We start from the raw sequence: 20,243 nt of genomic DNA, 5'->3' as shown, positions 1-20,243 counted from the left end.
CCCTCTTTCCTTGATAGCTATCCAAAATATTGAATTGAATGTTCAAAAATGGAAATTGATAGTAGTTTTTCTCCTTTCATTTTCATTTTTATTTTCCATTCAATCTTATTCCCAGAATCCAGAACCAGTTTTTCGAAGATATACTGTTGATAATGGACTGCCCTCTTCGGTTGTTTATCATGTATTTCAAGATACAAATGGATATATTTGGTTTGCAACAGCCAATGGGGTAAGCAGATACGATGGTTATAAATTTGAAAACTTTGATCTTCAATCAGGGTTGGTTGACAATGATGTTTTTGAGATTTATGAAGATTATAAGCAAAGGATTTGGTTTATTCCGATGTCGGGTAAATTATCCTATTTTGAAAATGGCAAGGTAGTTAGCTATCAGTACAACAATAAAATAAAAGATCACCTACCTTCAAGCAGAGGACCTATAAAATGTTCATTTTATGTTGATAGCCTCGATAACGTTTACCTTGGTCTTAAACAATTTGGACTAATAAGTATAAGCCCCGAAGGTATTTATAGAAAGCATGAGGTTGCAAAGGAAATAAATATAAGCGCGGAGGAACTACCCAATCGGAGAATATTAATATCTAGCCCTAATCATTTTGATCAAAAATATTTTCGCTTTCACGGTGTATATCAAAGTTTTAAAATATCGCTATTAAATCTGATTCCCTATAATGGATATACACACCATCATTTATTTTTTCAAACGACTCCAGATAGTTCTTTAATATGCAGTTTAATGCAATCAATTTTTAAAGTTAAGAATGGCAAAGTAATTAGCAATATAAGAAAGGATCAGGAAATAATTTGGATGAGTATTGATAGCAAAAATAATCTTTGGGTTGCTCCTCAAGGTGGAGGAATTGAATGCTATCCAAATTATGAGATAGAAGGAAGTCCTCAGATGAATTTTCTTCGTGACATTCAGGTCACCTCTGTTCTTCAGGATAGGGAAGGTGCCTATTGGTTTAGTTCGCTAAACGATGGCGTTTTTTACTGCTCTGAAATAAATTTGGTTAACTATTCTAAAGAAAACGGTTTATTTGATAATCGGATAAATGCAATTACAGCGAATCATGATGGAGCCTATATTGGGTACGAGTTTGGCTTTGTTGATCTGCTGAAAAATAATAAAATAAAACATTTTTACTCAAACAACAATTTAGTAAAATATTCATCTGTTCGAAGCATATTAATCGATTCATTAAGTAAAAGTATTTGGGTAAGTTCTATTGATAAAATATATTTAATTAAGAACAATCAAGTTATGGGTCTTGGACGAACTCCAAATAATATAACTATTTACCCGAGAGAGGTGATAAAAAGTTCATTTGGTGGTTATTGGATAGGATCAACTACAGGATTGGTCAAATATGTTGATGATAAATATGTTTATGACTCTGAATTTAAAAAAGACTTTACCGGTTTAATTTACAATCTTGTTGAGGATAATCATGGGGTTGTTTGGTTTTGTACCATTAATGGACTTTGGAAGTATTTTAATGGTAGTTATCTGTATCAAGGTACTGAAAATCAACTATTGGCTCAAATTATTGTTAGTATAATTCAAAACCCAATTGACTCATCTTTATGGTTGGGTACAAATGGAAATGGAATTGTGATATATAAAAATGGAAAAACTTCACAGCTTACTCAAAGGGATGGGCTTATTTCAAACTCAATACATAAACTTTATTATTCAAGGAATAATGTCTGGGCGGCAACCAGACAGGGACTTTCAAGAATTATTATCAACCACGGAAAGTATACAATTCATAATTTTACAAATGCCAATGGACTACCAACAAATGAAGTAACTGCCGTTTATGAAGTTAATAATAAGGTATACGTTGGTACCTCAAAGGGTTTAACCGTATTTGATAAGAGAAAGGTTACAGAAGATAAAACTGCGCCTAAAGTAATTATTAAAGCCTTTAGCGTTAATAACAAGCAAATCGATTTAACATTAAAGCACATTGACTTAAAATATGATCAAAATGTATTAAACTTTGACTTTGTAGGATTTGTTTATCGAAAACAAGGAAATGCTTTATACAGGTACAGAATGCTTGGCGTTGATACAACTTGGGTTCAAACTCAAACACCAAATTGTCTTTTCAGCGGCTTATCCCATGGTAATTACAAATTTGAGGTTGAAGTTCAGAGTTATACTGGAATTTGGAGTTCAATTCCTGCATCTATTTCGTTTACCATTCAACCCCCTTTTTGGAAAAGAACTTGGTTTTTACTTACTGGGACACTTTTTTTTACCATTATTATATTTTTTATTTTCAAAATCAGGGTGAATTCTATAAAGCGTAGAAACGATTTACTTCAAAACATCAACCTATACAAGCAGCAATCATTAAGGCAACAAATGAATCCCCATTTTATTTTTAACACTTTAAATTCTATTCAGCTTTACATTCTGGAAAGAGATCCAATTAGTTCACATAAATATCTAACCAAATTCGCACGATTAATGCGCGTAACATTAGATAATTCTTTAAATTCCACAATCCCCTTGCGAGACGAAATAGAGGCTCTTCGGTTATACCTCGATTTAGAAAAGATTAGGTTGGAAGGAAAATTCGACTATACAATAGATTATGGGGAAAAAGAATCGATTCTATTATATAGAATACCTACATTGCTAATTCAGCCCTTTGTTGAGAATGCTATATGGCACGGGATTATGCTTAAAGAGGATAAGACAGGATGGGTGAAAATATCATTAGTTGATAATGGTAGAATTATAAGTTGTACAATTGAGGATAATGGCGTTGGTCGAAGACATGCAGATACTATACAGCAACTTCGTACTAGAGAGTACAAATCAAGAGGTTCACAAATTACACAGCAAAGAATTGACTTGCTAAGTTTAATGTATAAAGAGCAATTTAATATTATATACGAGGATCTAACCGACAATTTAGGACTACCATTGGGAACAAGAGTTCTTATATCAATACCCAAAGAAATTAATACAAATATTCAGGTGTAACTGAATATTTTATATGTTTTAACAGATCAAAAATTGTATTTTTACACGATTTTTTCTAAACCGTATTATTAACTTGAAGTAATAATCTACATGCTGAAAGCATTACTGGTTGACGATGAAATTGCATCAATAAGATCACTTCAGATACTTTTAAGCCAATTTTGCCCTCAAGTTGAGGTAATTGGTGTTGCTCGGTCGGTAGACGAAGCCCTTGAACATGTTGTAAGGTTAAAACCTGATCTTATTTTTTTGGATATTGAAATGCCCAACGGAACAGGTTTTGACTTTCTGGAAAAATGTACCACATGTAATTTTGATATAATATTTATTACAGCTCATAACAACTATGCTATTAGAGCCTTTAAGTATAGTGCCATTGACTATATTCTAAAGCCAATTGAAATTGAGGAGCTAACTAAAGCCGTTGAGAAAGTTTATGAGTTGAAAAAAAATAACTTCAATAGTCAAAATAAATACAATGCTCTTTTTGACAATCTCAAAGAAATAATACCACAAAAATTAGTTGTTGCTGCAAACGGAGAATATATATATGTTGATTTAAGAGAAGTTCTTTTCTTTGAAGTCGCCAAAGAAAAGTTAATTGTTCACTTAGAAAATGGATCAAACCTTAGTATTGATGAAACAATTAACACAATGGAAGAATCGCTAAACGAAAGAAATTTCTTTAGAGTAAATCATAATATTTTAGTGAATATACAAAAGGTTCAAAAAATTGTTAAAACAGGAAATGGGAGCGTAGTACTTATTGATGGAACACTTTTAGCATTAAACCCTTTAAAGAAGGACGATCTAATTTCGAGATTAACGGAAAGAAATATTCACTACTCTTAGCAGCAAAACTAACTATGGGAAGAATTTTGGCACTTGATATTGGGAGAAAACGTACAGGAGTTGCTGTAACCGATCCATTAAGAATAATTGCCAATGGTATTGACACAATACCCACCCATACTGTAATTGAGTTTTTATCAGAATATTTTAGTAAAGAGAGTGTTGACACAATAGTAATTGGTTATCCACGGCAGATGAACAATCAGTTGTCCGAAGCTGTTACTTACATTCAACCGGTAATTAATCGGATTAAAAAAGTTTTTCCAAACATGATCATTGAGCTTGTTGATGAGAGATTTACTTCAAAAATAGCTTTTCAAACTATGATTGATGGTGGTGTAAAGAAAAAGGATAGACAAAATAAGGCTCTTGTTGATACAATAAGCGCCACAATAATATTGCAGTCCTATATGGAAGGCAGGAACTTTAAAAAATAAATGTTTTTATGATTCGTCCTGTTTATATCTATGGTTCTCCGATTCTTCGAAAAGTCGCAGTAAATATCGATTCAACATACCCAGATTTAAAGCAGATTATTGAAGATATGTTCGAAACAATGCACCATTCCGATGGAATTGGACTGGCTGCTCCTCAAATTGGCTTATCAATACGATTGATTGTTATAGACGCCTCACCACTTGAAGAGGATGAAGCAACAATGAAAGACTTTAAAAAAGTGCTTATCAATGCTAAAATTATTGAGCGATTTGGTGAGAAAAAGCTATATAAAGAGGGCTGTTTGAGTATCCCAAACCTCCGCGAAGAGGTTGAACGTGAGGAAAGTATTCGAATTCAATACCTCGATGAAAATTTCATTCCACATGATGAGGTTTTCGATGGAATCCCTGCTCGGATTGCTCAGCATGAGTACGATCATCTTGAAGGTATGCTTTTCCCTGATCGTATCTCGGCCTTACGTCGTAAGCTACTTACTGGCAAACTAATGTCTATCTCTAAGGGTAAATTTGATGTTGACTACAAATATAAGCTTGCTAAGTAGCTAGGAAACTTTTTAAACTTAGAAATAGCTTTTCTTCAAACTAATCTTGTAAATCGAATATTCCATTTATTAGAATATTCGATTTTTCTTTAATCTCATTTATTTCCTTCTTCCTTTATAGGCAATTCAAAAAGAATTTGTAACTTAGATATAGGAATTAGAATATTAAATGAGTTTACCAATCAGCATAAAAGAAGTCCCTTTCTTTAAGTTAATATTGCCGTTTATTGCAGGTATTGCTTGCCAGTATGGGTTTGAGATATTTTCATATTCGCTATGGAATTATGCTTTCCTCATATTCCTATTAGGAGTAGTTCTCACAACCTTTTTGTTAGCATCCAATTGGATGTATCGTTGGGTTTTTGGAATAGCAATTTATTTCTTCATATTCTTCACAGGAGTTATTCTTACTATAAAACAACCAACCACCAATAAACTCTTGACCAATAGCAGTAATCGAGCAATAATTTACCTGCTCGATAGCCCTCAGCTAAGAACAAAATCGATTAGAGCTCAGGTTGAGGTAAAATACATACAAAGCGATAATAGCTGGTGGGCTACCAATGAAAAAATGCTTGTTTACTTTAGCATTGGCGATAGTTTGGCTGCAAATCTCACCTATGGCTCAGTATTGGCAGTGGAATTAAACCCACAGCCAATAGCACAATCGGGAAACCCTTACCAGTTCGATTATAAAAAATATTTATCCGATAGGGGAGTTAATTATACTGCATATTTAAAGCCTGGGAAATGGGTACTGCTCGAAAATCAAGGGGTAGCAATTAAAAAAAGCGCATTGTTTTTGCGCAATAAACTAGTCTCGTTATTCAGAACCAATGGTTTATCCAACGATGAGCTTGCAGTTGCATCGGCATTAACACTGGGTTATCAGGATCTGCTTGATGATGAGCTAAGGCAGGTATATTCCAGCTCAGGGGCAATGCACATACTCTCGGTATCGGGGTTGCATATTGGGATTCTCTACGTGCTACTATCGTTTCTACTTACATTCCTAGATAAAAGGGTTGTTACACGAGCAATTAAAGCCCTTATTCTACTCGCTTTTTTGTGGTTTTTCTCCCTTTTAACCGGCTTACCGCCATGTGTCCAGCGTTCTGCTTTAATGTTCTCGTTTTTGGTGATAGGAGATTTTTTCGAGCGAAAATCGAATATCTACAATACACTTGCTGCATCGGTATTTGTGCTACTTGTTATCAACCCCTATAATTTGCTTGATATTGGATTTCAACTTTCGTACCTAGCAGTAATTTCCATCGTTTTTTTCTACCCATACGTTTACAAAATAATCTATGTCAAAAATTGGGCATTAGAAAAAGTATGGTCATTAATTGCAGTATCCATTGCTGCCCAGCTGGGAACTTTTTCCATAAGCCTATTCTACTTCAGCCAATTCCCAAACTATTTCCTTCTGGCCAACCTAGTTGCAATCCCACTATCAACCATTGCCTTATACCTATCTGTTTTATTGATGATAGTTTCACCAATTCCAGCAATTGCGGGGTTTGTTGGAAAAATCTTTTCACTCACAATTAGCTTGCTCAATCATAGCCTTGAGTATATCGAGAAACTTCCATATTCAGTATCGGAAGGCCTTCATATATCGGCACCACAAATGCTTTCTATTTTTGGAATAATACTCTTCCTATCAATCTATGTAATCTCAAAAAGGGTTAAATACATCTTTGTATCACTTCTACTATTATTTGTATTTCTGGGCCTGAGGCTAAACATTTATATTGATAAATCGGAAGCAAAGGAGCTAGTAGTTTATAACATCAACAAAAAATCGTTGGTTAGCTTTAGGGCAAGTGAAAAATTGATGTTTATTGATGTTGATACATCAAGTGAACAATTCTCCGATAAGTATAACTTCTATGTTAAAGGCTATATCTCAGCAGTAGGATCTGTAAATGAGTACGATGTAATTAACCCCGAACTAAAGGCAAAAGCAAGCAATGATGATTCATTTGTAAAAACCACAAATCACCAAGGGGTTACAATAATCGCATTTTGCGATAAAACAATTGCAATCCCCTTCAAACCCGATCTTGACAAAATGGTTAGCAAAGGCAGGTTAGATGTTGATTATTTGGTAATCAACAAATACTATCCTTATAAAATACTAGATTTCTTTAAACCCAAGATGATAATAATCGACTCATCAGTCTCAAAGCAAGCACTTGCCACCATTACCCAAAAGTGTAAACTCGATGGAACACCCTTTTACATCACATCCTCACAGGGTGCATTTGTGCTAAAATCAAAGGGAGGGTGAAAACTTTACTGAACACTAACCTTGACTCTAACTCCTTTTTAACTTGTAGCCAGAAACTGAATGGATGAGCAACAAGGTTGGAATAGACTGGTATATAAAAATAGAAAACTTTCTCAAGCAGTGATAACTGCCTAAGAAAGTTAGGTTATTTCTTAAAAGAGTTTTAACCTCTTGCTGCTGCCGTTGAATTTGTAACAACTTGGCTATAAGCGGGACATGTTTTCTTTGCACAAGAGCTAAATACAACTGCCACTACAATCAGAACAAGTAAAACTGCGAAAAATTTCTTCATTGCTTTCATTGAATTTCGTTTTGAGAGTCCGGTGCTAATATATTTAAAAATTATTACTAACAAAAATTTAACTTTTATGATCTTGAACCTTATGGGTCGTACTGGCATAAGCAGGGCATGGTATATTATTCATGCACGAAACCATTCCAACCATAAATACAATAAACAAAACTAATGCCAAAGCGATTCTCTTAAATTTCATGATTTTTAAATTCAAAGTTTTACAATCTTATTATATTTTAAAGACAACAAAAGTATTAAAAAAAAAGTTCAAAATATTTAATAAATTAAGATATATATCATTTTTTTTGCTAAAAACCCCTGATCTACTTTTGAATAGCACATTTGGTTGGATGAACTGATATTTGGGGATATTATACCAAACCGCTAACATGATAATAAATATCTTAATGCTAATATGTTTGGTAAACTAAGAGAGCAACGCGAACGAACTCATGAACAAAGTGAATAATGCCGATCGACTAACAATTTCAATTTATGAGTTGGCGAAATAAATTGAATAACTTGTTAGCGAATCGGTATAAAAAAAACAAAGCCCCGGTTTTCCGAGGGCTTTGTAGATATAAAAGTATGAAGCCTATTGCTTAACCATCTTCTGGGTTGTTTTTTCGCCTTTACTATTCATAAAGGTTACAAGGTACATACCCCTTGGTAAATCCTGAGTATTTACAAAATTAACCTGACCAATTTCAACGTTCTTAAGAACCTGACCAGTAATGCTGGTTATTACAACGCGTTTTATGCTTTGTGAGCCTTCAAATCTGATCTCGTTGCTGAATGGGTTAGGATAAATGCTTAGGCTAGAATTAAGGTTATCATCAATTCCAGTTGAGAGGAAGTCTGCTAGGTTACGTGCAACAATCTGCATTACAACTTTAGAAAAGTTATTCTTTTTGTACATTACAACTAAAACATTTGCACTTTTTGGTGTAGTTGGTATTGCAGTAGTAATGTAATTAGCTTCAGAGAAAGCAGTTCTGAATTGACAAATGGTATCACGTGCCACTCCATCGGAAATTGTATAGTTCTTTGAAGCAGCAAAATTACCACTTGCATCGCCTTCAGTTGCTGGATTGGTGAATGTAAAATTCTCAACCTTAACAAGTTTGCTTTGATCTGCAGTAGTTAAGTTTGCCAATGTTTTAACCTCTGGGGTAATTACTGGATTGCCTGTACAAGTTGCACCAGTTTGTACCGTTGGTGTTAACTCAACTAATCCGTAATAAAGAACAATTTTACCCTCAATATTTGTAATACCATCACCAACAGCATAGGTGCCAGTTATGAAACCCGGTGCTGTTGTTGGATCATCAATAAGAACTGCTCCAGTTGCATCCTGAATGTACTTCTGGTTACGAGATGTTCTCATATAAGTAATAGTGGCTTTGCCAGTATACTTTACAGGAGTATTAGCAGGTAATGCAATTAATGCAGCCAAATTGTCAACTATTGTAGTTGCAATTACAGTTGTAATAGTATATTCCTGGCTGGTAAGATTCTGTGCTGTAACCTTAATAACCATTGTATTGGTAACAGTACTTGTTCCTGTTGCAGGAGCACCTCCAGTAGCAACCAAAACATCAAAAGTTGCGTTTGCAGAAACTGTAATTGCGGCTTTTAATGCAGTAACAGTTGTTGTGGAAGGAATGCCGGTAATCTTCTTATTTGCTGCATCTAATGTGCCAATAGTTGTAGCAGTAATATCCTTTGCTGCGCTATTTGTTGTTGCATTTGCAGCAGGAGCACTTGTGGTGTTATAGTTTGGAATATTATCTACATTCTTAGCTAAAGCATAAATTTTAAAGTAGTAAGGTGTGCTTGCTGGCAAACCTGTCCAAGTAAATGAGGTTTCACTTGCTAAACAAACCTTAACACCATTGTTATCGCCAATAACCAGTTGATCGCTTGGAACTGTTGTAAAATCAACAGGATCAGTAACATTGTTGGTTGTACTTGCTTTGATTAGATAATGGGTTGGTACAACTGCTCCATTATTATTTACCCATGAGATAACCAAATCAGTACCATTTGGAGTTACTGCAAAAGTATTAACCTGATTAGTTGGTTCATCACTATAGGTAGTGAATGATTTTTCAACACCGTATTCAGTACCTACAGAGTTGGTTGCATAAGCTCTAACGTAATATAGAGTGTTTGGTAATAATCCTGTCATGCTACCTGTGATTGTACCAGTACCTGCTGCTTCCGTTGTTATATTATTTGCTGTAGTAGGTAAAGTAGTTAAACCCCAGCATAAACCTTTTACGGTTACAGCCTCACCACCAGTTGCAGAAACGTTTCCACCCCATGTGGCTGTAGTTACACCATTTGATGCAATTGAAGCATCTGTAGTTACGGTTGGAGCAACTTCAACAGTAGCAGTAAGCGTAATATCATTGCTGGTTAGATCTACTGCACTTGATAATTCTGCTGCGAGGATTTTAACGTTGAAAGTAGTAAAATCAGAATCAAAATCATTATTCGCATCATCATAGGTAAGTGTTAGATTTGCATGGGTTGCATCAACAGAAGCAACGGATGCTACACTAAGACCAGCTGGTGCATTTATTGTAAAATTGGCTTTATCAAAAGTACCTACGAAAGTAGCATTTTGTAATGTAATGTTAACGACAGCACCTTCAAGTGAATGCTCTGAAATAGTTGTAGGAGAAATAACTGCAGTTGGAGCTGTGGGTGCTATATAAGATAATGCACTACCAAGGTTTGTTGTTCCATCGTTCAGCTGAACCTGAACTGAAATACCATCATCACCATCAACAACACCAGGAACAGCTATGTCAAAGGTAGCTACACCTGAAGCATTAGTAGCGGTAACAGGTATGTCTGAGATGCTTGCAGTTCTTGCAATTCCATCAATTGTATAAGATTCTGCTGTAGTAACAGTTGTGTTTGTAATGGTAACATCGTATTTAAATATGTAGCCAGATACAAGGTTTTCGAACTGATCCTTTGCAGTTAAGGTAACTGTAGATGTTACGCCAAGGCCCATTGCAGGAGCATTGGATATAGTTGCATGGGTAAAAACGCCCGGTTTGATTATCTGTGTAACAGTAGCATCAGCATAGCCAGTTGCAACAACCGTAATTGTTCTGGAACCTGATACCTTAAGGCTATTGGTTGATGCTGGGATAAGTGTTAATGTTCCCGATGCAATGGTATAGTCGGTTGTTAAAGTTAAGGTTGTAGCATCATCTTTAACAGCAGTAATGGCTGCACGCCATGCTGCATCATCGGTAAAGGTGATATCAAAACTGTGATCAACATCATTATTGCTAGTTGCAGCACTTAAAGCAGGGGTTACTACTAGGCTGTAAGTGTTTGTAGTAGTACCATTCTCAGCAGTAACCTTTAGTTTATAGCCATTTAAAACAGTACCAGTAGCTGGTGTTGTGCCATCAGCCTCAAAGGTTGCAATAGTTGCACCTGCTGCAGGGGTAAGTTTTCCTTCGAATGTTGCAACAGATACGCTACTTGGAATATTGGAAATTGTCCATGTTGGACCATCGGTTACGGTGTAATCTGCTGAAGTAACTGTAGCAGCTGTAGATGCTAAGCGTGAGGTGAAATTCCAAGTTGTTTTATCGCTAATACCTGCAAAATTGTTATTTGCTAAATCTTTAATAGCAGTTGCATCAATGTTAATGTAGTAGTCAGTATTGAATGCAAGAGTGCTAGTTAGAGTTACAGTTGCGGTGCTATTACTAATAGCCACAGCACCGGTAGTAACATCAATGGTTTCAATAACAGAATCATCAGATACTTTTTTAACTACTATATTACCTGTTCCTTTAGCGATATCTTCTGAAAAAGTTAAACTCAAAGATGAGAGGTTAAGAGCTATTCCAGTAGCCTCATCAGCAGGTGTTGTTGAGGATAGGGTTGGAGGTGTAACATCTGGAACGGGAGTTACATCTGCAAATGTTGTTCCTACTCGAATTTCGTCAATCTCAACTTTAGGCGTTGTCGCTGAATTCCTAAGACATACTGAACCTAATGTAGTAACCGTGCTTGTTCCTGAATTGTTTGACACAGAGCCAGCAGGCTCTGTGCTACCTAAGGTTGCAGGATTAACCCACATTGTAGCAGCCGTTGGGATTGCAGTTCTGTCATACTTTACAACAACTAAATATGTTGTTCCAAAAGAAAGATCAGAACCATTGTCGGTCCATGTTGGTGTTCCACCTGACGTATTTTGAATAACAAATCTAAAATTTAAGCCGCCGTTGACAGATTTTGCCCCAAGTCGACCTCCCAAACTTCCTGCTGAGCTACCTGAACTTGCTCCGAAACTCATGAAATAATCACCAGTAGTGTTAATTTGGGAATTGTCTACAATGTTTGCAAGGGCAGAAAAATACAAGGTGGTAGCTGTAGATGTAAAAGCAGTATTTATATCCCTAGATGTCGCATTTGCATTACTAAATAAATAAACTTTATTTCCAGTTGAAGCAACCAATCCAGTATAAGATAAACTGACATCGTTAATATCAACAGTGGTTGTTTGACCTGTTGTAATACTATGAGTGGTCCATCCATTTGATGATGTTCCAACAGCTCCATTGCCACCAATATAAGCTGGTGTAGCATAACTAAAGGTTTCAGTAAGAATTGCTTGCCCCCAACCAACTTTCCCTGCAATAATTAGCAAGAGTGTGAGAGCTGTAGTTTTGAGTAAATGTTTAAATTTCATAAGCATTGTTTTAGTTAATATTTTGGTTACTAGTTAATTATTTAAGTTTTTTTAGAGCACAAAGTTAATAGGTAGATAGAATATGGGGCGTTAAGATAGAGTTAAATTTTTAATGATTTAAAGTTGTTTTCTGAATAATTATGAACAGGGTAGCAAGATATTATAAATCAGCAAAAAAATAAAATAAAGGGAGGGATATTGGAAAAAACTACTAGTGTTGTAAAGTGGTATTGCAGAAACCCAAAAGCGTCTGAATAACCTTTTGGAGTTTGGTAGGTGGGAGGCAAAACTCCTTCAGGTACTGCGTACGCCGAAGGGTTATGGGGAAAACCCAAAAGCGTCTTCGAGACCTTTTGGAGTTTGGTGGGTGAATAAAACGCCTTCGGGTACTGCGTACTCCGAAGGGTTTTGGGTGTAAAACTTCTTCGTGTATTAAATATTTAGAAAGAAAGTTTTAATTTTAAAAGAAAAATGAAACATCAACCGCCTATTGAATTTGGAAAGTATTATCACATTTACAATAGAGGTAATAATGGTGAAAATCTATTTTTGACTGCCCAAAATTATTACCATTTCCTTTCTCTTTATGATAAGTATATTAGTTCGGTTGCAGAAACCTATGCTTGGTGTTTAATGCCAAATCATTTTCATTTGTTGGTAAGAATTAAGGATGAAGTTGATATTGACTTTCTTAAATCAGAAAAAGAACCGAAAACTGCTCTTAAAAAAGCCAAGCCCGAAAATCAGTTTGGTCATCTTTGCAATGCATATGCAAAGGAATTCAATAAACAGAATAATCGTCATGGTAGCTTGTTTGAACATCCTTTCAAAAGAATTGAGGTTACAAACGAGACCTATTTAAAACGTTTGATTTACTATATTCACTCAAACCCTGTGAAACATGACTTTGCAGATAGTATGATAGACTATCCATGGAGTTCTTACCTTACAATTATCTCTGTTAAACCGACTAAAATCAAACGTGATTCTGTGTTGGGATGGTTTGATAGCCGGGCGAATTTTATTGCATTTCATGAAGAGCAACAAGATTTAGATTTAATAAAGTATACTTTACTTGAGGAGTAAGAAGTGGGGTTTGGAAGGAAGGTAATAAAACTCCTTCGGGCGCTTTGCACGCCGAAGGGTTATGGAGAAGACCCAAAAGGGTCTCCGAGACCTTTTGGAGTTTGGTGGGTGAATAAAACGCCTTCGGGTACTGCGTACCCCGAAGGGTTTTGGAAGGTAAGAAACAAAACCTGTTCGAATACTCTGTACGCCGAAGGGTTATGGAGAAGACCCAAAAGTGTCTTCGAATGACAATGGGGTCAGTTTTTTAAGTGGTAATATTTGCGGATACTTATAATCTAATAATCAAGGTTATGGCAGTAATAAATGGAATGTAACTGGATTGTGGTGTTGTTCAGCAGAGGAGTGGCTTGATTATAAAAAAACAGCTAGATTTGGTTGTTGAATAAATTGTACGAATCGATGTATGACATAATATCAAATTCCCCTTTTTTTAGAGGGTTGAATCCTTCGGAAGTGGAATCAATACTGGGTAAGATATCCCATTCCATAAAAACATTTTCAAAAGGGCAAACCATCGCACAACGTGAGGAGGAGGTTAAAAATCTTTGCATTGTGGTTGCTGGAAGTGTTAAAGGCGAGATGGTCGATTTTTCTGGAAAAATCCTTAAAATAGAGGAGATGTTTGCTCCGCAACCCATTGCACACGCTTTTCTGTTTGGTGAACGGAATCGTTACCCAGTTGATGTGATTGCTTTAGAGGATTGTAAAATCCTTTTTATACCTAAACCGGATGTAATTCGTATGCTACAGCAGAGCGATGTAATACTTCGTAACTACCTAAATGCAATTTCGAATCGAGCACAATTCCTATCGAACAAGCTTTGGTTTCTCTCATTTAAAACGATTAAGGAGAAAGTGGCGCATTACCTGTTAAGTTTGACCAAGAGCGATTCTAAGGCTACCATTTTACTGCCCAAATCACATCAGGAGCTAGCAGAGCTTTTTGGAGTTACACGCCCCTCGTTGGCTAGGGTTTTTGCTGAGTTACAAGATGAGGGAATAATAACCGTAAATAGGAGGGAGATATCAATCATTAATAGGAATAGGCTGTTGGAGATGATAAGGTAAGTTAAAAGTGATAAGTTAAAAGTGAAAAGGAGACAGAAGACAAAGTAAACTAATAGTCCAATTTTTCACAAACAATGAACAACAACGAACACCCCTCAATAATTAGTGAATTTTGCTAACTTTACATCTTATTCTATTTGAATGAAAGCGTTTATCCTAGCCGGAGGAAAAGGTACTCGTTTGGGTGAAAAAACCCAATTAATTCCCAAACCAATGATTCATATTGGGGGAAAACCTGTACTTCAACATCAGGTCGAACTTTTTAAAAGTTATGGAGTTACTACCATTACCATGCTTGTAAATCATTTGAGCGATACAATAATCCAACATTTTGGTGATGGAAAGGATTTTGGCGTTTCAATCACATATCACAATGAAAATGAACCTCTTGGTACGGCTGGTGGGTTGAAGGATTTGGAGGAGAATCTTGGCGAAGATTTTTTTCTGCTTTACGGGGATGTGATGGTTAATATGGATTTAAATCGTTTGTTCTCGTTTCATAAAACAAAAATGAGCGAATGTACCCTCGTTGTTCATCCAAACGATCACCCACAGGATAGCGATTTGGTTGATATTGATGATAATGGTAGAGTCGTAGCATTCCATTCAAAACCACATAAAGAAGGTGCGTACTACCGAAATCTTGTAAATGCTGGGTTATATGTTATGAACCCATCAATTTTGAGGTTTATTAAACGAGGTAAAAAGGCTGATTTTGGTCATGATATATTCCCATCTATATATAAGAAAATAAGCATATTTGGCTACAATACTGCTGAATATTTGAAAGATATGGGAACGCCTACCCGTCTGGAACATGTTTGTAATGATTTTCAATCGGGCAGGATTGAGCGTTCAAACTATAAATACCAGCGTGCTTGTATATTCCTTGATCGTGATGGGGTTTTGAATGAGGATACCGATCTAATTTCTCGCCACGAGGATTTAAATCTCTTTGATTTTGTTCCAACAGCCATTAAAAGGATAAATCAATCGGAATACCTTTCGGTTGTTGTTACAAATCAAAGCGTTATTGCTAGAAATTTGTGTTCGATTGATGAGCTACAGATAATTCATAATAAATTGGAGGCGTTATTGGGGGAGGAGGGAGCATATCTCAATAGAATTTACTATTGTCCTCATCATCCAGAGGGAGGCTTTCCTGAGGAGAATAAACTGTATAAGATTAACTGTGAATGCCGTAAACCAAAACCGGGGATGTTGCTTGATGCAACAAAGGAGTTTAATATCAACCTTAAAGAATCTTGGTTAATTGGCGATTCCGAAAGGGATATCAAAGCTGGTCAAGCGGCAGGGTGTACAACTATTGCTGTTAGATCTGGGCGAAGCAATTATACCACCAAGGCAAAACCCGATTTCTGGTTTGAGGATTTAACAGAAGCAGTTTCATTTATCATTGATAAGCCCTATAAGGATTTACTTACAAGGGTCGAGTTGAAGTTAAGCGAGAATGAACGAGTTCCAATGATTATTGCTATTGGAGGTCGATCAAGAACAGGGAAGAGTGTAATTAGCAAATTTCTTGCTTTAAATTTTGAGTCGAAAGGAAGGAAGGTTCTTCGAGTTGAATTGGATAATTGGCTGTTAGCAGAATCGGATAGGCTAAATGCAAAGAATGTTTTCGATAGATTTCAGCTACCATTACTCACTAAAGATTTAATTAAAATCATAGAGGGGAAAAGAGTTTCTGCACCTGGCTACTCTTTCAATCCATTAATTGAAAAAGAGAGCATTGCTTATGATCCTACTGGTTGCGATGTAATTATAATTGATGGCGTTGTTGCACTTTCCATGGCGGAGATCAGGGAATTGTCGCATTTGAAAATATTCGTTAATATTGAACCTGCATTTCATAAACAGCGAGTTTTTGATTATTACCGATGGAGAGGTAAGGCCGATAATGAGATTTACAACTTATACAATTCAAGGTTATTGGATGAGTATCGGTTAATTGATAAGGATATTGATTTTGGGGACATAGTGGTTTAGTTATTAACCGCGCAGAGTGCACAAAAACTTTAATATTCTTTACTAAAAAATGGGATTAAATGGGTTGTTGATAAATTATAACAGATAAGGCGATTTGAATTATTCTTTGCAATCTTTGCGTAAACTTTGCGTCCTTAGCGGTTAAATAAAACAATAAAAATTCAATGATAATCACCCGTACACCTTTCAGAATTAGTTTTGTTGGAGGAGGCTCTGATCTTAGAGATTTTTACTCAAAAAGTCAGGGTGCGGTGCTCAGCACCTCAATTAATAAATATATGTACATCTCCTCTCATAAATACTTTGAGGAGGACAAGATACGTGCAAAATATTCTCAAACTGAAACGGTTCAGAATATCGAAGATCTTAAGCATGAGATAATCCGCGAAGCTCTGAGGATGGCAAACATCAGGGGTGGTGTTGAGGTTAGCTCAATTGCCGATATTCCTGCTGGTACAGGCATGGGCTCTTCATCTGCATTTACCGTTGGTTTGCTTCATAATTTAAATGCAATAAAAAGACAATACTCCTCAAAGGAGATGCTTGCCGAAGAAGCTTGTCGAATGGAGATAGATATTCTTAAGGAACCAATTGGGAAACAGGATCAGTACGCAGCGGCTTTTGGCGGGTTGAATATTTTTCGGTTCAATGCAAATGAAACAGTTACTGTTGAACCACTTTATCTTAAGCAGGATGTTTACAATCAGCTTGAGGAAAACCTTGTACTTTTTTATATTGGGAACGAAAGGAAAGCTTCAGAGATTCTTGTGGAGCAAAAGAATAATATTGGAAATGCCGAAAAATTTGCAGTGCTAAAGGATATGGTTGCGCTGGTTGATGTTCTAAAAGATGTTCTTTATAAGGGAACATTAGATGAGTTTGGATTGTTACTTAACCAGAACTGGTTGTTAAAGCAGCGTTTGGCATCAAAAATCAGCAACAATCATATCGAAGATCTTTACCAGTTGGGTTTAAAGAATGGTGCTATTGGTGGAAAATTACTAGGAGCTGGTGGTGGAGGATTTATCCTTTTTTACTGTCCAAAGGAATTGCAGCAAAAGCTGATTAGCGCTATGCCAGCAAGGCATTTCGATTTTAAATTTGATAACGAAGGAACTAAATTAATTTATTTTGGCGATGAGTGGGCATAATCATTATAAAGGGTATTTCAATCAGGTGAGCGATACGCTTACTAAAATCAATATTTCGGAGCTTGAAGCCGTTGTTCAGTCTATAACCGATTGCTATAATCGTGGTGGAATGATCTATATCTTTGGAAATGGTGGTAGTTCTGCTACCGCTTCGCATGTTGCAGGAGATTATTTAAAAGGTATAACCTTTGGAATGGAGAAGCGATTGAGAATTATCTGCCTAAGCGATAATATCCCCGGATTAATGGCTATTGCCAACGATATCTCCTATGATGATATTTTTGTTGAGCAGCTTAAGAACTTCATTAAATCTGGCGATTTGGTAATTGGAATTTCAGGTAGTGGAAACTCTGAAAATGTACTTAAGGCTTTAAATCTTGCAAAGGAAAAAAAGGTTGAGACAATCGCTTTTGTTGGCTTTTCTGGAGGTAAAGCAAAAGTCATTGCTGATGTATGCGTTCACATTCCTGTAAACGATATGGAAATGACTGAGGATTTACACCTATTGTGCTTCCATGCCATTAAACAAAATCTGATACAGAAAATTAATACTAGTCACACAAGCGTGGGAAGTAAATATGATGAGAGGATGAAGGAGTGTTGAGAGGAGTGTATGGTGTTTAGTATTAAGTGTATAGCATTTGGTGAAGTATATTATTCCAAATTCCTTAACTTCTGATTAACTTCTTTTCAAATTACACCAATGATTTTTCTCTTTTGAGAACCAATAGTTGTACAAAGTTTGCAATAAATCCACTTCCATAACCGCTAAACTGTGTAATGACAGCAAAGATTGATAGTAGCCCAACTTTCGGGCTTTTGTTTTTTATAGTTGACCCAACAAAAATTAGTAAGAAGTATAATATAAATAGAGCCAATCCTACTAAAAACAGTGTTTTACTCACTATAGGTATTAGCAACAGAAGGAGGAATGCTATTAAGAATGCTGCTGGGAAAAAGTGGGTAATTTTAAGTTCGTTTGAATACAACTTATAAATATTTATTCGAGCAGCACCAAATCTATAAACCTGTTTGAAGAATGCTTTAAAAGTTGTTCTCCGTTTATGGTAAACGTAGGCTTCGAGGATTAATCCCGTTTTGAAGCCGAGATTTATTATACGGATGCTAAATTCAATATCTTCGGCACACTTAAGGGATGAGTAACCATTCGTTTTTTCGAAAACCTCCCTCGAAATGCCCATATTAAACCCACGAGGATGGAATTGTCCAACGTGTTTTTTCTTGCCTCTGATACCTCCAGTTGTTAAAATTGAGGTCATGGAATAGCTAATAGCTTTTTGGAGAGGGGTAAACGATTCATTAGCAGCATCGGGACCTCCGAAAGCATCAAACCCATTGTCAGTCAACCCTTTTAAAACATTTTGAAGATAGTTTTCTGGAAGAACACAATCAGAATCCAAGAAAATGAAATATTGTCCCTTTGCATGTTGACAACCAAGATTCCTTGAATCGCTAATGCCTAAATACGGTCTATGTAAATGCTGGATGGTTAACCCAGATCTGTACTTATCAATAATCTTAACCAATGATTCATCGGGCGTTCCATCTGCTAGGATTAATTCAAATTCTCGGTAAGATTGATGGGTTAAACTTGCCATCAGTTCATCAACCTCATCGGGTCGGTTAAATGTTGGAACAATTATAGAAAAGTATATGGGTTGCATTGATTTCACTAAGTTTTTGGTATTAAAATTAGACTATTAGATTTTTAAGTTGCCATGTCTCTATCTTCCTTCTCACTTTTAACTTTTCACTTTCAACTTTCCACTTTCTCATACCATCTCCATTAAACTCGGTAAATCACTTGGCGTAATTATCCCAGTTAATGGGCTATTAGGTTGACCATTACGGGTAATCAAAACGGCTTGAAGGTAATTCCCCTTTTTAATGGAATTCTTAAACTGTCCAATTAGCGATACAATATCGGCATTCTCACTAACAATAATAAAGTCATTTGGATCTGCAAATGGGATAACCACTTCGAGCGTGGCATTCTGAAAATCTGTTGGCTTGGTGATTATCCAACGAGCAAGGGTTTTTGCCGTTATTAAGCAAATAATTTTATCCTTATCAACCACGGGGCAACGCATGAATCCTTTGTTTGCAAAAGTTTCAAGCATCTCCATAATAGGTGTTTTTGGGGTGGCAAAGAATGGTTTATCCTTCATCACCTTCGATACCCTTGGGGGATTATATAGCAAATTGCGAATATGCCTTATTTCAGTGATAACATCGTTATGAGGTTCAGCAATAATGAAGTTCTCGCGGCGGGTATGGATTATGGCATTCCTAAGCTGAGCGTATTCCCTGAGATCATTTGCATATTGATGTAAAATAGGGTTGATATTACGGGCTTTGCGCAGCAATTCCGAAAAATTTGAATGATATGTATCCCCACATATCTCCTTGAGTTTTTGCTCGATCTCGGTAAAAAGATCAATGAATACTTCGGAATTGGGACGGTTATCGGTTTGCATATTTATGTTTTATTACATCCGAAAGGTAATGATTATTTTTTGGAGGTTAGTTAGATGCTTCTCTATGCGTTTTATTGAAGTTATCAACTTATTAACTTGGAGTTACTTGTTAATGCGAATTAAGGGTTGAAACTACTTTACTAATAATTTAGTTAAATATTTGAAAATCAATAAAATAACATCAGAAATATTTGTTTAAAACCCTGGAAATCATTATCTTAAGCGATTAATCT

The 20,243-nt window shown here is 36.0% G+C and carries 14 protein-coding genes; 10 read left to right on the top strand and 4 right to left on the bottom strand.

Annotated elements, in window-relative coordinates:
* Nucleotides 1–10: 10 nt before the first annotated feature.
* The 5 genes from HOO91_19205 (at nucleotide 11) to HOO91_19185 (ending at nucleotide 7,170) form a co-directional block, all read left to right on the top strand.
* Nucleotides 11–3,022, top strand: a complete 3,012-nt coding sequence (locus HOO91_19205) for a histidine kinase (GenBank protein NOU19691.1) — start codon at nucleotides 11–13, stop codon at nucleotides 3,020–3,022.
* Between the two features lie 90 nt (nucleotides 3,023–3,112).
* Nucleotides 3,113–3,874, top strand: a complete 762-nt coding sequence (locus tag HOO91_19200) for a response regulator transcription factor (GenBank protein NOU19690.1) — start codon at nucleotides 3,113–3,115, stop codon at nucleotides 3,872–3,874.
* A 14-nt stretch (nucleotides 3,875–3,888) separates the two neighbouring features.
* Nucleotides 3,889–4,311, top strand: coding sequence for a Holliday junction resolvase RuvX (gene ruvX, locus HOO91_19195; GenBank protein ID NOU19689.1), 423 nt, complete (start codon nucleotides 3,889–3,891; stop codon nucleotides 4,309–4,311).
* A gap of 8 nt (nucleotides 4,312–4,319) precedes the next feature.
* Nucleotides 4,320–4,874, top strand: coding sequence for a peptide deformylase (gene def / locus HOO91_19190; protein ID NOU19688.1), 555 nt, complete (start codon nucleotides 4,320–4,322; stop codon nucleotides 4,872–4,874).
* Nucleotides 4,875–5,043: 169 nt separating this feature from the next.
* Complete coding sequence (locus tag HOO91_19185; protein NOU19687.1) at nucleotides 5,044–7,170, top strand: ComEC/Rec2 family competence protein; 2,127 nt, start codon at nucleotides 5,044–5,046, stop codon at nucleotides 7,168–7,170.
* Nucleotides 7,171–7,333: 163 nt separating this feature from the next.
* Here the strand turns inward: HOO91_19185 and HOO91_19180 are convergent, their stop codons facing one another.
* Complete coding sequence (locus tag HOO91_19180; GenBank protein ID NOU19686.1) at nucleotides 7,334–7,471, bottom strand: hypothetical protein; 138 nt, start codon at nucleotides 7,469–7,471, stop codon at nucleotides 7,334–7,336.
* A gap of 589 nt (nucleotides 7,472–8,060) precedes the next feature.
* Complete coding sequence (locus tag HOO91_19175) at nucleotides 8,061–12,194, bottom strand: T9SS type A sorting domain-containing protein (GenBank protein NOU19685.1); 4,134 nt, start codon at nucleotides 12,192–12,194, stop codon at nucleotides 8,061–8,063.
* Between the two features lie 471 nt (nucleotides 12,195–12,665).
* Between HOO91_19175 and HOO91_19170 the strand changes: the two genes are divergently transcribed.
* The 5 genes from HOO91_19170 (at nucleotide 12,666) to HOO91_19150 (ending at nucleotide 18,116) form a co-directional block, all read left to right on the top strand.
* Nucleotides 12,666–13,280 carry a hypothetical protein gene (locus HOO91_19170; GenBank protein ID NOU19684.1) on the top strand — a complete coding sequence of 205 codons (615 nt, stop codon included), beginning with the start codon at nucleotides 12,666–12,668 and terminating at the stop codon, nucleotides 13,278–13,280.
* 402 nt (nucleotides 13,281–13,682) lie between these two features.
* Nucleotides 13,683–14,351, top strand: coding sequence for a Crp/Fnr family transcriptional regulator (locus HOO91_19165; protein ID NOU19683.1), 669 nt, complete (start codon nucleotides 13,683–13,685; stop codon nucleotides 14,349–14,351).
* Between the two features lie 141 nt (nucleotides 14,352–14,492).
* Complete coding sequence (locus tag HOO91_19160) at nucleotides 14,493–16,361, top strand: HAD-IIIA family hydrolase (protein NOU19682.1); 1,869 nt, start codon at nucleotides 14,493–14,495, stop codon at nucleotides 16,359–16,361.
* 164 nt (nucleotides 16,362–16,525) lie between these two features.
* The gene (locus HOO91_19155; GenBank protein ID NOU19681.1) at nucleotides 16,526–17,512 is read left to right on the top strand and encodes a GHMP kinase; all 987 of its coding nucleotides are present in this window, start codon (nucleotides 16,526–16,528) and stop codon (nucleotides 17,510–17,512) included.
* Complete coding sequence (locus tag HOO91_19150) at nucleotides 17,499–18,116, top strand: SIS domain-containing protein (GenBank protein ID NOU19680.1); 618 nt, start codon at nucleotides 17,499–17,501, stop codon at nucleotides 18,114–18,116. The genes HOO91_19155 and HOO91_19150 overlap by 14 nt, the downstream gene beginning before the upstream one ends.
* A gap of 91 nt (nucleotides 18,117–18,207) precedes the next feature.
* Here HOO91_19150 and HOO91_19145 read toward each other — a convergent pair whose 3' ends face one another.
* Entirely contained in the window at nucleotides 18,208–19,188 is a 981-nt protein-coding gene (locus HOO91_19145; protein NOU19679.1) for a glycosyltransferase, read from the bottom strand.
* A 117-nt stretch (nucleotides 19,189–19,305) separates the two neighbouring features.
* Entirely contained in the window at nucleotides 19,306–20,010 is a 705-nt protein-coding gene (locus HOO91_19140; GenBank protein ID NOU19678.1) for a CBS domain-containing protein, read from the bottom strand.
* Nucleotides 20,011–20,243: the final 233 nt, after the last annotated feature.

The sequence above is a fragment of the Bacteroidales bacterium genome (assembly GCA_013141385.1).
Lineage (GTDB): Bacteria > Bacteroidota > Bacteroidia > Bacteroidales > Tenuifilaceae > UBA8529.
This window is presented reverse-complemented; position numbering and strand designations above follow the sequence as displayed.